Annotated in this window: 13 protein-coding genes and 1 pseudogene; 5 read left to right on the top strand and 9 right to left on the bottom strand. The window is 69.7% G+C overall.

Translation table 11 applies throughout. The features are described 5' to 3' along the window. Nucleotides 1–60 precede the first annotated feature (60 nt). The gene (locus tag OG963_RS12690) at nucleotides 61–1,194 is read left to right on the top strand and encodes a PP2C family protein-serine/threonine phosphatase (RefSeq protein ID WP_093777071.1); all 1,134 of its coding nucleotides are present in this window, start codon (nucleotides 61–63) and stop codon (nucleotides 1,192–1,194) included. Here OG963_RS12690 and OG963_RS12685 read toward each other — a convergent pair. Continuing rightward, nucleotides 1,169–2,449, bottom strand: a complete 1,281-nt coding sequence (locus OG963_RS12685) for a DUF6056 family protein (RefSeq protein ID WP_371798908.1) — start codon at nucleotides 2,447–2,449, stop codon at nucleotides 1,169–1,171. The genes OG963_RS12690 and OG963_RS12685 overlap by 26 nt on opposite strands. Nucleotides 2,450–2,827: 378 nt before the next feature. Next, on the bottom strand, nucleotides 2,828–3,346 hold the full coding sequence (locus OG963_RS12680; protein ID WP_030927435.1) for a helix-turn-helix domain-containing protein: 519 nt from the start codon (nucleotides 3,344–3,346) through the stop codon (nucleotides 2,828–2,830). 167 nt (nucleotides 3,347–3,513) lie between these two features. Here OG963_RS12680 and OG963_RS12675 point away from each other — a divergent pair, with 167 nt between their 5' ends. After that, complete coding sequence (locus OG963_RS12675) at nucleotides 3,514–3,873, top strand: nuclear transport factor 2 family protein (RefSeq protein ID WP_371798907.1); 360 nt, start codon at nucleotides 3,514–3,516, stop codon at nucleotides 3,871–3,873. A 192-nt stretch (nucleotides 3,874–4,065) separates the two neighbouring features. On the opposite strand, the gene OG963_RS12670 is transcribed toward OG963_RS12675, so the two are convergent. Next, on the bottom strand, nucleotides 4,066–4,479 hold the full coding sequence (locus OG963_RS12670) for an organic hydroperoxide resistance protein (RefSeq protein WP_030927439.1): 414 nt from the start codon (nucleotides 4,477–4,479) through the stop codon (nucleotides 4,066–4,068). A gap of 115 nt (nucleotides 4,480–4,594) precedes the next feature. Here OG963_RS12670 and OG963_RS12665 point away from each other — a divergent pair, with 115 nt between their 5' ends. Beyond that, nucleotides 4,595–5,110, top strand: a complete 516-nt coding sequence (locus OG963_RS12665; protein WP_093777065.1) for a MarR family winged helix-turn-helix transcriptional regulator — start codon at nucleotides 4,595–4,597, stop codon at nucleotides 5,108–5,110. A gap of 369 nt (nucleotides 5,111–5,479) precedes the next feature. On the opposite strand, the gene OG963_RS12660 is transcribed toward OG963_RS12665, so the two are convergent. From OG963_RS12660 to OG963_RS12650, 3 genes are read right to left on the bottom strand one after another with little or no spacing between them, the layout of a single operon-like run. Beyond that, nucleotides 5,480–6,397, bottom strand: coding sequence for a hypothetical protein (locus tag OG963_RS12660; RefSeq protein WP_093777063.1), 918 nt, complete (start codon nucleotides 6,395–6,397; stop codon nucleotides 5,480–5,482). Next, nucleotides 6,394–7,311 carry an ABC transporter ATP-binding protein gene (locus OG963_RS12655; protein ID WP_093777061.1) on the bottom strand — a complete coding sequence of 306 codons (918 nt, stop codon included), beginning with the start codon at nucleotides 7,309–7,311 and terminating at the stop codon, nucleotides 6,394–6,396. Before OG963_RS12655 ends, OG963_RS12660 begins: the two co-directional genes overlap by 4 nt. Continuing rightward, complete coding sequence (locus OG963_RS12650; protein WP_093777059.1) at nucleotides 7,286–7,699, bottom strand: GntR family transcriptional regulator; 414 nt, start codon at nucleotides 7,697–7,699, stop codon at nucleotides 7,286–7,288. Before OG963_RS12650 ends, OG963_RS12655 begins: the two co-directional genes overlap by 26 nt. A 164-nt stretch (nucleotides 7,700–7,863) precedes the next feature. Here OG963_RS12650 and OG963_RS12645 point away from each other — a divergent pair. Both OG963_RS12645 and OG963_RS12640 read left to right on the top strand, forming a co-directional pair. Next, nucleotides 7,864–8,133 (top strand): annotated as a pseudogene (locus OG963_RS12645) (helix-turn-helix domain-containing protein); the annotation flags it as partial. Between the two features lie 56 nt (nucleotides 8,134–8,189). Continuing rightward, nucleotides 8,190–8,768 carry a hypothetical protein gene (locus tag OG963_RS12640; protein WP_371798906.1) on the top strand — a complete coding sequence of 193 codons (579 nt, stop codon included), beginning with the start codon at nucleotides 8,190–8,192 and terminating at the stop codon, nucleotides 8,766–8,768. Nucleotides 8,769–9,117: 349 nt separating this feature from the next. Here OG963_RS12640 and OG963_RS12635 read toward each other — a convergent pair whose 3' ends face one another. The 3 genes from OG963_RS12635 to OG963_RS12625 form a co-directional block, all read right to left on the bottom strand. Next, nucleotides 9,118–9,333, bottom strand: coding sequence for a DUF6243 family protein (locus tag OG963_RS12635; protein WP_093777055.1), 216 nt, complete (start codon nucleotides 9,331–9,333; stop codon nucleotides 9,118–9,120). Nucleotides 9,334–9,705: 372 nt separating this feature from the next. Further along, nucleotides 9,706–10,320, bottom strand: coding sequence for an NAD(P)/FAD-dependent oxidoreductase (locus OG963_RS12630; protein WP_256223888.1), 615 nt, complete (start codon nucleotides 10,318–10,320; stop codon nucleotides 9,706–9,708). A 329-nt stretch (nucleotides 10,321–10,649) separates the two neighbouring features. Continuing rightward, complete coding sequence (locus tag OG963_RS12625; protein ID WP_030927455.1) at nucleotides 10,650–12,179, bottom strand: UDP-N-acetylglucosamine 1-carboxyvinyltransferase; 1,530 nt, start codon at nucleotides 12,177–12,179, stop codon at nucleotides 10,650–10,652. Between the last annotated feature and the right edge of the window lie 220 nt (nucleotides 12,180–12,399).

The following is a 12,399-nucleotide window of genomic DNA, read 5'->3' as shown; positions in this document are numbered from 1 at the left end:
ACAGCAGCGGCCGGACCCACCGACGAGGCGAGCCGGACAGCACAGGTGTAAGCAGGAGATATGCGCGTCCGGCACGGTGCCACCCGTTTCACCTCTCTGTGGCGCCCGGTCCACGGACTGCTCATCGTGCCGCTCGCGATCATCGCGACGACCGCGCTGATCGACATCAACACCCCGGAGACCATCCACCTCGGTCCGTTCCTCATCGCGGCGCCCGCGCTCACCGCCGTGTTCGCCGGCCCCGGACTGACGGCGGCCGTCGGGGCACTGGCCGTCGTGGCACAGATCGTCATCGCCGCACTGCACGGCGGCGTCTCCACACCGAACCACGAGGCGCAGATCGCCGCCGTCCTGGTGATCTCCGTGTTCCTCGTGGTGTTCCGCCGATTGCTCGACCGGTACGAGCGACAGCTGGGCCGGGTGCGCTCGGTGGCCGTCGTCGCGCAGCAGGGACTGCTCCGCCCGCTGCCCCGCCGGATCGGCCCGCTCGGCATCGCGTCCGTGTACATCGCGGCCGAGGCGGGGGCCCAGATCGGCGGGGACCTGTACGCGGTGGTACCCGCCCCGGGCGTGACCCGCATGGTGGTCGGCGACGTCCGCGGCAGCGGTCTCCCGGCTTTCGGGCACGCCGCGGTGGTGCTGGGGGCGTTCCGTGGGTCGGCGTACCGGAACCTTTCGCTGCCCGGCGTCGTGTCACACATCGCCAACGCCTCGTACTGGAACATGGCACAGATCGCCGAGGCCGAACCGGACTGCAACGAGTCCTTCGTGACCGCGCTGGTGCTCGACGTCCGCGACGACGATCACAGCCTTCAGCTGGTGAACTGCGGGCATCCCCCGCCGATGCTCCTGCGGGCCGGACACGTACGGACACTGGAGGTCAGCGACCCCGCGCTCCCGCTGGGGCTCGGCGCCCCCTCGGAGAGCGAGTACCAGGTCGAGACATTCGACTTCGGACCCGGCGACCTCCTGCTCCTCTACACCGACGGAGTCATCGAGGCACGCGACCGCAAGGGCACCTTCTACCCGCTCGCCGACCGGCTCGGCGCCTGGACGGGGACCGGCCCCGAGTCCCTCGTACGCCACCTGCACGACGACCTGTTGCGCCACGTCGGTGGGCGCCTGAGCGACGACGCCGTCATGATCGCGGTCAAGAAGGCGTCCGGCGTCAGGGGAGCCGCAGCGAGTAGGTGATCCGCTCCAGGTGGTAGTAGTCGGCGACACAAAGGGCCGGCCAGACCCGTCGCCCGTGCTGACGGAACGGTTCCACCATTCCGGCGACCGACACGGGCGTGTACGGGAGAACCCGGTCACCGGCCGCCACCCGGGCCCGCATCCATCGGTCCTGCTGGTCCCACTTCACAGCCCGGACGCGCATGTCCGCTTCGAGCCGCCACAGTGGGACGGCGAGCGCGAGGCATACGGCGACGCACACTGCCGCACCGGCCGCCTGCACCGCACCGGTGTGCCGTGTCCGCCGCCCCAGGGCAAGTCCCAGCAGCGCACCGGCACCGACGAGTACCGCGATGTACAGCAGGAGGTAGTCGTTCCAGATCCGCGTGGAGGTTGTCACGCTCTCCCCGAAGACGGGATACGCGACGAGCGTGCAGAGGTACCCGGAGAGGAGAAAAGCAAGAACGGCCACGCAGGCCGTCCGCCACAGACGCACCGGCGACACCACCCGCCGCCCCTCCGCCCCCCTGATCAGGAGCCCCAGCAGTAGCCCGGCCGCGACCGCGCCCAGATAGGCCCACGTCGTGAGGACCGTTCCCAGAATGTGCCCGAAGCCGCGCAGGGACCCGAGGAGTGAGTCGGGTGCGAGGAAGGACACCCCGTCCGTGCCGAATCGCCCCCGCCGGATCCGGGCACCCGGCGATGTGTAGAGCACGAGCGTCCCGGTCACCGTCCCCGCCATCCCCGTCACGCACCAGCTCCGTGCATGGCCACGGCGTTGCCCCGCGATGACCAGCAGAACGGCCGAGAGGACGACGAGGACGACGACGGACGTCTCCTCCGAGAGCGTCCCGATGCAGAGACCGGCCACGAATACCGCGGCCAGCGCGCACCGCCGCCCCCGACGGGACCGGGCCCGGAGCAGCGGCAAGGCCGCGGCACAGGCGAGCACCGGCGCAATGGTGTGCGAGACGGAAGCGGCGGGCCAGTAGAACGTCTTGTACGTATTGGGCGTCGCGAACAGAAAGACGGCCGTCACCATCGAGGCCACGAGCAACGGGACGCCACGCGGCGCCGTGAGACCGGCCCTGCGCAGCGCCGATACGGTCACCGCCCACAGGACCCCCAGCATGACGCCGCCGCTGACCAGCGCGAACCACTGGTGTCCCGCGACACCGAACTTGGCGTACGCCCAGACCAGTACGGCATTCGCGACCCGGCCGTTGTCCCCGAGATAGAACTTGCCGACCATCCCGGAGAGGCCTTCGTCGCGCACGACGGGCAGGAAACACCACTCGTCGCCCCCGGGCCGGACCCACCTCCCGAACCACGCCGCCGCTCCGAGGAGCCCGAGCGGCAGAAGACAGAGCACCGCCGGCAAGCGAACGGTCCGGGGCCGTACGGCTTCCGGGCTCGCCGTCCCACCGGTGACGGGCCGTTCCCTTTCGCGTGACCGCAGCCCGGTCGGAGCCGGGCCGGCGGCCGTCATCGCGATTCCCTTGCCGTGATCATTACCGTCATCTGATACGGCGAGGCGGCCTGCCCGGGCCCCGTACACACCATTCGGGCCCAGCTCCATGCGAATGGCGGACGTCCGTGCACGCCGGTCCCCGGCACCGGCCACGGGCCTGTGAAGGGAGCGACTTCCCGTGGCTCACTCCCCTTCTGCGGGGACCGCCGGTCGCTGTGCATAGCGGTTGCGCATGGCCTCGCCGGCCGCGGGGCCCGCTGTGAAGACGTAGTCGTCGCTGTCGTCAAGTCGGCGGCCGGTCCTGGCGTCGACGACCACGGGCTCGACCTGCTCGCCGCTGTGCGCGTCGACGAGGACCATGCTGCGCTGCTCCGGCGCGAGGCGGGAGTTCCCCCACGCGGCCAGGGCGACGATCACCGGGCGCAGAGAGCGCCCCAGCCCGGTCAGCACGTACTCGTGGCGGACCGGGTTGGTCCTGTAGGGCCGACGCTCCAGCAGCCCCTCGGCGACAAGGCTCTTGAGGCGGGTGGTGAGCATGCTGGACGAGATGCCCAGGTTCTCCTGGAACTGGTCGAAGCGGGTGTAGCCGTCGAAGGCGTCATGGAGGATCAGCAGCGTCCACCATTCGCCGACGTGCTGCACCGTCGTGGACAGGGGGCACTCCCGGTCCTCCAGCCTGATCCGGCTCGCCAAGGCGACCATCCCCTCAGTTACTGCTAAAGTCGAAGTTAATAGCTTCTATTTTAGCAGTAACCGAGGGGGCGTCCGTGTACACGCACTTCGCCTTCTCGCTTCCGGCCGCGCCGAGCACGTCAGCGACGGCGGCGCCACCCCCATCGTCTGAAACCCTCACCACTCGGAGAACTGCCATGCAGGACAACCGGCCCCGCGCCATCGCCCCGGAGGCGCTGCCCGGGGTGATCACCCGCTATCTGAAGGCCCACCGCGTCCACGACACCGCCACCGCGGTCACCGCGTTCACCGGCGACGCCACAGTGATCGACGACGGCAAGACCTACGAGGGCATCGGTGAGATCGAGCGGTGGCTGGGTCGAGCCGCCACGGAGTTCACGTACACCACCGAACTCACCGGTGCTCAGCAGACCGATGCGACCCGTTACGTCGCCACGCACCACCTGGAAGGCAACTTTCCTGGCGGCACCGTTGATCTGCGCTATCGGTTCACACTCCGCGGTGACCTCATCGAGGGCCTCGTCATCGAACCCTGACCCCGCTCCCGCGCTCCTGTCATCCCTTGCGTGATGTGTTTCGCCGGCCTTGGTGCGCGTTCCTGAGCCCCGCCGGTCGCCCGGATCTCAGGCGGCCCGAGGGCAAGCGGCAGAGCCGGCTCCATCCCCGCTCGCGCGGCGAGCGGGGATGGAGCCGGCTCAGGGGGTCGTTCCGTCGCGGCCCGGAGTCCGCTACTCGATGACGAGCTCGACGGGGATGTTGCCGCGGGTCGCGTTGGAGTAGGGGCAGACCTGGTGGGCCTGCTCGACCAGCTTGCGGCCGGTGGTCTCGTCGACGGTCTCGGGCAGCTCCACGCGCAGCGTGACCGCGAGGGCGAAACCCTCACCCTGCTTGCCGATGCCGACCTCACCGGTCACGGCGGCGTCGCTGACGTCGACCTTGGCCTGACGCCCGACGAGTGCCAGGGCGCTGGCGAAGCAGGCGGCGTAACCGGCGGCGAACAGCTGCTCGGGGTTCGTGCCCTGGCCGCTGCCGCCCATCTCCACCGGGATGGCCAGCTCCAGATCCAGCTTGCCGTCGGAGGTGACAGCGCGGCCCTCGCGGCCGTGGGTGGCAGTGGCGACGGCGGTGTAGAGCGCTTCCATGGAAACCATTCCTCTCGAAATTCATGTCCCGGCGGGGCTGTCCGCCGCTCAACTCCAGGAAAGCACACAACTGAGTTGTGCACAACTCAATGGCATGCGGGGCTATGCTGGATTCATGACCTCCTCGCCCAGTCCGAGCCGCGAAGCCCAGTCCGAGGCCGACTACCTCCGCCTCGACCAGCAGATCTGCTTTTCCTTGAACGCAGCCTCGCGTGCCTTCGGCAGCGTGTACCGCGTGCTCCTCAAGGACCTCGGACTGACCTATCCCCAGTACCTGGTGATGCTGGCGCTGTGGGAGCACGGCGAGCTGCCGGTGAAGAAGCTGGGGGAGTACCTGCGACTCGACTCCGGCACGCTGTCGCCGCTGCTGAAGCGCTTGGAGACGGCGGGCCTGGTACGGCGCGAGCGCAGCACCCTGGACGAGCGCTCGGTGCACATCCATCTCACGGACGAGGGTATGGCTCTGCGCGAGCGGGCGCTGGTCGTGCCGCGCCGGATCGCCGCGGCGACCGGCTTCGACCTTGACGAGATCACCGAGCTGCAGGGCCGCCTCAACCGGCTCACGGCAGCGCTGAACGCGGCGGCACTGGACGAGGACCTGAGCTGCGCCGGCGGGGAGTTCGAGAAGTAGCCCCACCAGCCGGCTGCGAGCTGTCTTGGGATGGAACACCCGGCCGAGGGCGAAGGCGCGCCGCCCGTCCGCCGCGCCCGGGCCCGGGCGAGCGCGAGGTCGGGATCGGGGTCGGGGGTGGACGGCAACCTCGGCGAACTGGGCGCCGAAGGCCTTCATCCCGTAGTTGTCGGTCCGGGCCAGGGAGACCCGGCGCCGAAGCCGTCCCGGACGGGCGACCGGAGGAGGCTCATCACGACAAGGGTGATCAGCCGGCCGATGTGACCGGGGCGGCGTTCGGCAAGTGGCACTGCCCCGAACGTGCGGGGCCCGGCCGGCACCGGCTCGAAGGGTCGTCCGCGCGAGCCGGTGCGGACGCGCGGCAACGGCTCAGGACCGGCCCGTACGGCGGCGCAGAGTCCGGAAGGCGGCCACGACGAGCAGCGCCGCCAGCGCGACCACGAGCGTGCTCTCGGCCAGCTGGTAGGGCCAGTAGTCGCCCGTCTGGAGGGAGTTGACCAGGAAGGAGTCGGTCGGCAGCAGGTCGTAGAACTGGAGACCGAGCACGCCACCCCGGTGCATGCCGTCGACCCTGGGGAAGGCCGGGAAGTCGAGCAGCAGCGCGGCGCGGGAGCGCACCAGCACGGCTGTCAGCAGCCAGGTCAGGGCGGGCGCGGCGACGAAGGCCGGCCACATGCGACGCAGGGCGGTGCCGGTCAGCGCGCCGGCCGCGACGCCGAGCAGCACATAGGCCACGGTGACGGGACCGATCGTGAAGTACGCGGTCTGCCGCTCGATACCGTAGGTGAGCAGGTTGAGGTCGAAGGCGTGCACGACGGTGAACCGGTACAGCACCACCAGGGGCACCAGCAGCACGGCGAAGAGCACCGCCAGGCCCGTCCAGCGAGCGGCGAACCAGCGCCGGGCGGAGACCGACTGCGCGAGGGTGAGTGCGAAGCGGCGCGTCCCCCACTCCCCGCCGGTCAGCAGTCCGGTGATCGCCGCGGCGATCAGGGCCGGCATGAACGCGATGCGCTCTCCGTCCGTGAGCAGTTGCGTGGTCTTGTTGTGGGCGTCGTCCGGGTAGCGTCCGAAGTGGTAGGCGTAGCCGCCGACGTGGTCGCGCAGGGCGACGGCGTCCGCCCATCCCCGGTAGTGGACGATCAGCAGGGCGCCGACGGCCAGCGTGAACAGGAAGAGCACGAGGGCGAGGGGTGTCAGCTGTCGCACGACGATCCGTGCGAGCGGCCGATGATCACCGGCCGAGCGGGTCTTCGGCGAGGTCGTGGTGTCGGCGGTGGCGTTCATGCGGCGGATTCCTTGGCGTGCGGCACGGGGGAGAGGACGAGGTCGGAGACTCCTGGGGCGGCGAGGCCGGCGAGTACCAGCTCCTCCAGGGACGGACTGCGGACCTCCCAGTCGTCGGGTGTGGGGGCGGTCGTGCGGATCAGCGCGCTGGTGCCTCGTCCGGCCGGACGGGACTCGAGGACCGTGTGGCCGACGAGCCGGTCGGCACCGCCGGAGAAGGTGACCACGGCATGGTGGGCCAGGAGTTCCTCGATGTCGCCGCAGAGGCGAGCCCGGCCCTGGTCGAGCACCAGCAGGTGGTCGCAGACGTCGGAAAGCTCCGAGATGATGTGCGAGGACATGATCACGGTGCTGCCGGTGTCGGTGACATGGGCCATGAGCAGGCCCATCACCTCCTGACGGGAACGCACGTCCAGATCCGCCATCGGCTCGTCCAGCAGCAGCAGGTCGGCGCGTTTGCCGAGGGCCAGGGCGAGTGCGACACGGGTGCGTTGACCGCCGGACAGGTCGCCTATGCGCTCGCGCCTGTGGAAGCGCGGCAGGTCGGCGGCCCGCTCCGCCAGTTCCGCGTCCCAGTTGCCCTGGTTGGCCCGGGCCCCGTAGCGGAGTGTCTCGGCCACCGTGAGCCGAGGGAAGAGCGGGCGGTCCTGGGCCATGTAGGCGACCCGCGGATGACCGGCCCTGGCCGGTTCCCCGAACACCTCGACCGTTCCGCCGGTGGGCTGCTCCATGCCCACCGCCATCTCCAGCAGCGTGGACTTCCCCGCGCCGTTGGCTCCGACCAGTGCGCAGACCACGCCCGCGGGGATGGCGAAGGTGCAGTCGTCGAGGGCCGCCGGACCTCTGCGCCGATACCTCTTGGTGGCGGCCCGTGCAGTGAGAGCCGCATCAGAGCTGCTGGTGCTGGGTGGCATCGGTTTCCTTCGGTGGATAGAGGTCTTCGAGTACGGCGGTGAAGAGCGCGACCACGTCGTCGCGTTCGAGTCCGGCGGCACGGGCGCGTGCGGCCACTTCCGCGAATTCGGCTCGCCAGGGCGAGTCGGCGGAGGAGCTGCCGAGCGTGCCCACCACGAACGTCCCGTGCCTGCGTCGGGTCTCGACCAGGCCCTGGTGTTCCAGCTCGCGGTACGCCTTGAGCACGGTGTTGGGATTGAGCGCCGTCGCTTCCACCACCGCTCGGGCAGTGGGCAGGCGGTCGCCCGGCTCCAGCAGCCCGAGGCGAAGGGCCTGCTGTACCTGATGGACGATCTGGAGGTAGCTGGCGACCCCGCTCCGCCGGTCCATCCGGAAGGAGAACACCATGGCCGACCCCCATTGCTTCAATGAACTAATGGAATAATGCATTGGTGCCTCGATCACGTCAAACGCCTTGCCCAGGGCCGGCTTTACGGTGGGCGTTCTTCCCCGGTGCCGTGTGCGGGGCGGTTGGATGTGCGGTGACGTCCGTTCCGACCGCTGGAGGTGCGGTGGCCGTGCCTGTCCGTGTGCGCAGACTGACCGACGAGGAGGGGCAGCGGCAGCAGCGGATCGTGCGCCGGGGCAGCATCAGCTCGGTGCGATACCGGCGCGCGACGATGCTGCTCGCCTCGGTCGGCGGGAACCGCGTCCTGGTGATCGCCCAACTGGTGCAGGCCGACGAGGACACCGTCCGCGATGGGATCCACAGGTTCAACGAGATCGGCCTGGCCTGCCTGGACCCTCGATGGGCGGCTGGACGTCTCCGAGCAGTTCGTCCCCAGACCGCACAGATGAGTGGAGCATGACAGTGGCGAAGGATGCAAAGGATGCATCTGTGCGGCGGCTGATCGACCGGGCGAAGGACGGCACCATCCCGCCGCAGGAGGTGAAGCAGATCGCCCAATCCGTCACCGAGCGCCCGGCCGGCAGCGAGCTCTACCCGCGGCTGTACGCGGTGGCCCGAGCGGGCGGCCCGGCATACGAGCCGCTGATCGCCACGTATCTGATCCACCCCGAGGATCCCATGGTCTCGGCGCTCGCCGTGCAGGTGCTCACGGCGCACTGGAGAGTGGGAGCGAAGTACAGGAAGCAGATCCTCGAGTTGCTGGGATCCCCCGAGTGGGACCTGCATGACGACGTGTTCATGGCCGCGGTCTCGGGAGCGGGGGAGATCCTGCGCCACGGGTTCGACGCCGAACTCCTCAGCGCCCTGCTGAAGCTCGCCGAGGAAGGCCGCGCTGAGTACAACGACGATCTCATGCAGGGTTTCGCAGTGGAGGCGATCGCCCGCGCGCTGGGCGCCGGCTACGCCGAGTTGACGAGACTGCCCGAGGGAGTCACCCGTGCGGAGTGGTCGCAGGGCGTGCTGAGGGCCGCGCGTGAGCGACTGCACGAGGCGGCACGTCAGCCCTGAATCCGCTGACACGCGAGCAGGCGGGTCAAGGCCGATGGTGGGCCATCAGCTCGGGAATCACCCGGTACTGCGTAGGCTTGCCCGCCTCCGACCTGGGAAACGCGCCCCTGGAGGCGTACCGCGGTGGCTTCGTCCGGGCCTCTGCTGACCGCTGTTCACCGTCCTGGCTTGCACGTAGTGGCTCGCCCACCCTGCGTGGTCGGCTGCGAGCTCGGCGGACCGGCCGCGCCCGGTACGGCCGCAGAGCCCCGGTACGGCAGAAGGGCCCCGGTACGGCAGAAGGGCCCCGGACCGTGCGTCGCGGTCCGGGGCCCTGCCCCCTGCGGTGCCGCCCCGCGGCGGCGGTGCGTCAGCTCTGTGCGGTGTCGTCGCCCGTCTGCCCGGCGCCCTCGGCTGCGCCCGCCTTCTCGCGCATCTTGCGTACCAGGTCCGCCTTCCGGTCGGCGGCACCCTTGCGGTCGAGGTTGCGGTGCGGACCATTGTTCTGCCGTTCGGCGCGGGACAGCCTCTTGCGCTGGCCCCCGCCCATTCCCACGGGGTTGTTGATGTTCTTGCTCACGGTCATGGGTTCTCCCGGAATGATGTGAAGTGATCTACGGATTCATCGGTGGGGGACGGGCGCGGCGACGTCGAGGGACGTCAGCAGGGGCCCATCACGCTCTCACTCGTAAATCGGCGGCTGGAAGAACATGTCAAAGACGTTACCCGGTTCCGTCGGCCCCGCACACCAAGCCTTTCGCCGTCCCGGCCTCGGCCGGGCTTTCGGCGAGCGCCCGGGGGCAGCCGTTTCCTTCCGGGAATCCCAGCACCACCAGCACTCGCACGGCGATGTGGTGGCTGACCTGCAGTGCCGTCGACGCGGGTGACCGGACAGGTGCACACCTCGCCGCGTGTCAGCGGCGGCTGCTCCGGCGCCTGCCGCGAATGAGGCGCTGGGCTACGAGGTGCCCCGACCCGGCGCCGAGGCCCGGGCCGGGGTGGGTCGAGGCGCCGATGTGCCACAAGCCGGGTACAGGTGTGGCGTGCCGGGCCGCGCCCGGTAGGGGCGCCACAGCAGGGCCTGGTCGAGTTCGGCCGAGCCGCCCACATGCCGGCGCACACGGGGCGAGCGTGGTTCACCGCCCAGGATGCCGCCCAGTGCGTCGGCATTGTCGAGGAACCTCTGCAGCAGGGTGAGGTAGGCGGTTCGGTCCTCGGAGTGGCCGAACATCTCGGCGGTGGCCGCGGGGTCGCGGTGGGCGAGGACCACGCGCCCTTCGTCGGTGACGGTGCCCGTGATCAGTCCGTCGGTGTTGCGATACTCCAAACCGTGCCGGTGCAGGTCCGCACCGAGGGCGGCGTAGGCCCCGCCGGACACGAACAGCGGGTGCCACGAGGAGTACGTGTCGTGCAGGTAGCCAGGCAGAGTCCGCTCCTCGGTGGCGATGAAGCCGCCCAGCCGGTCGCTTCCTTCGATGAGGGCCACCGACCAGCCGCCCCTGGCCAGCTGGGCAGCGGCGACCAAGCCGTTCACGCCGGACCCGATCACGACCGCGTCGAAGGTAGGTGTCATCAGCACTCCTCTGACGTGAGGGGTGGGGTGCCACGGCTCCGCCGGAGCGAGCCACCTCCAGCGAGGACGAGGGCGCGGCCCTCGCCAATCCAGCCTTCCCCTCAGGAGCCGGGCTGTCCAACGCTTGCAGGCGCCGCCCCGGGCCCTGAGCATCGCGCCTTCGGCCACGGCGATCCGGGCTTCACCGTGCGGACCTATACCCACCTCGTGCCGAACACCAGGCGTGAGCGAGGCGGGCCGTCGACAGCGTCTTCCGCGAGGGCGGAGACACCGACGACGGCCCACAGACGGCCCAGGAGGAAGGAAAGGCATCCTGACCTGCGGCTGAATCAGATGTCGCGGAAGATCTCGATCTGTGCGCCCACCGAGTTGAGGCGCTCCGCCAGTTCCTCGTAACCGCGGTTGATCACGTACACGTTGCGCAGTACGGAGGTCCCCTCGGCGGCCATCATCGCGAGCAGCACCACCACGGCCGGCCGCAGCGCCGGCGGGCATATCATCTCGGCCGCGCGCCAGCGGGTCGGGCCCTCCACCAGGACCCGGTGCGGGTCGAGGAGCTGGAGCCGGCCGCCCAGTCGGTTGAGGTCCGTCAGATAGATGGCGCGGTTGTCGTAGACCCAGTCGTGTATGAGGGTCTTGCCGTGCGCCGAGGCGGCGATGGCCGCGAAGAACGGCACGTTGTCGATGTTGAGACCGGGGAACGGCATCGGGTGGATCTTGTCGATCGGGGCCTCCAGCTTGGAGGGCCGGACGGTCAGATCGACCAGCCGGGTACGGCCGTTGTCCGCCGCGTACTCCGTCGTGCGGTCGCAGTCGACACCCATCTCCTCCATCACCGCGAGCTCGATCTCCAGGAACTCGATCGGTACCCGGCGGATCGTCAGCTCGGACTCCGTCACCACGGCGGCGGCGAGCAGACTCATCGCCTCGACCGGGTCCTCGGAGGGGGAGTAGTCGACATCCACGTCTATGTTCGCCACACCGTGCACCGTCAGCGTCGTCGTACCGATGCCGTCGATGCGTATGCCCAGCGCCTCCAGGAAGAAGCACAGGTCCTGGACCATGTAGTTGGACGACGCGTTACGGATGACGGTCGTGCCGTCGTGACGGGCGGCCGCCAGCAGCGCGTTCTCCGTCACGGTGTCGCCGCGCTCGGTCAGCACGATGGGGCGTTCGGGGGTGACCGAGTGGTCGATCTGGGCGTGGTACAGGCCCTCGGTCGCGGCGATCTCCAGGCCGAACCGGCGCAGCGCGATCATGTGCGGCTCGATGGTCCGGGTGCCGAGGTCGCAGCCGCCCGCGTACGGGAGCTTGAACTGGTCCATGCGGTGCAGCAGCGGGCCGAGGAACATGATGATGGACCGGGTGCGGCGGGCCGCGTCCGCGTCGATGGCATCCATGTCGAGCCGGGCCGGCGGGACGATCTCCAGGTCGGTCCCGTCGTTGATCCACCGGGTCCGCACACCTATGGAGTTCAGAACTTCGAGGAGACGGTAGACCTCCTCGATGCGGGCGACGCGGCGCAGGACCGTACGTCCCTTGTTGAGCAGCGAGCCGCAGAGCAGCGCCACGCACGCGTTCTTGCTGGTCTTGACGTCGATCGAGCCGGAGAGCCGGCGCCCGCCGACCACCCGCAGGTGCATCGGTCCGGCATAGCCGAGCGACACGATCTCACTGTCGAGTGCTTCACCGATACGGGCGATCATCTCAAGGCTGATGTTCTGATTGCCGCGCTCGATGCGGTTGACGGCGCTCTGGCTGGTGCCGAGCGCCTCGGCGAGTTGGCTCTGTGTCCAGCCCCGGTGCTGACGGGCGTCACGTATGAGCTTGCCGATGCGTGCGAGGTAGTCGTCTGACATGGCGCCAGGTTATCTCAGATATGAGATGAGGACTCGGTGGGGCTGTGGTGTTCGGGTGACGGATGGGGCGACACGGCGACGGGCGTGGGGTTGATGCGGGGACGGAGTGATAGGGGCCGCGCGGTGCGGTGGCGTGACGGAGGCGCCCGATACGCGTGCGCCACCGCTCCCATCGTCCGCGCGGTGCGACGGTCGGGCATGCCGTGCGCGTCCATGCGGG

The organism is Streptomyces sp. NBC_01707, from assembly GCF_041438805.1.
Lineage (GTDB): Bacteria > Actinomycetota > Actinomycetes > Streptomycetales > Streptomycetaceae > Streptomyces.
This window is presented reverse-complemented; position numbering and strand designations above follow the sequence as displayed.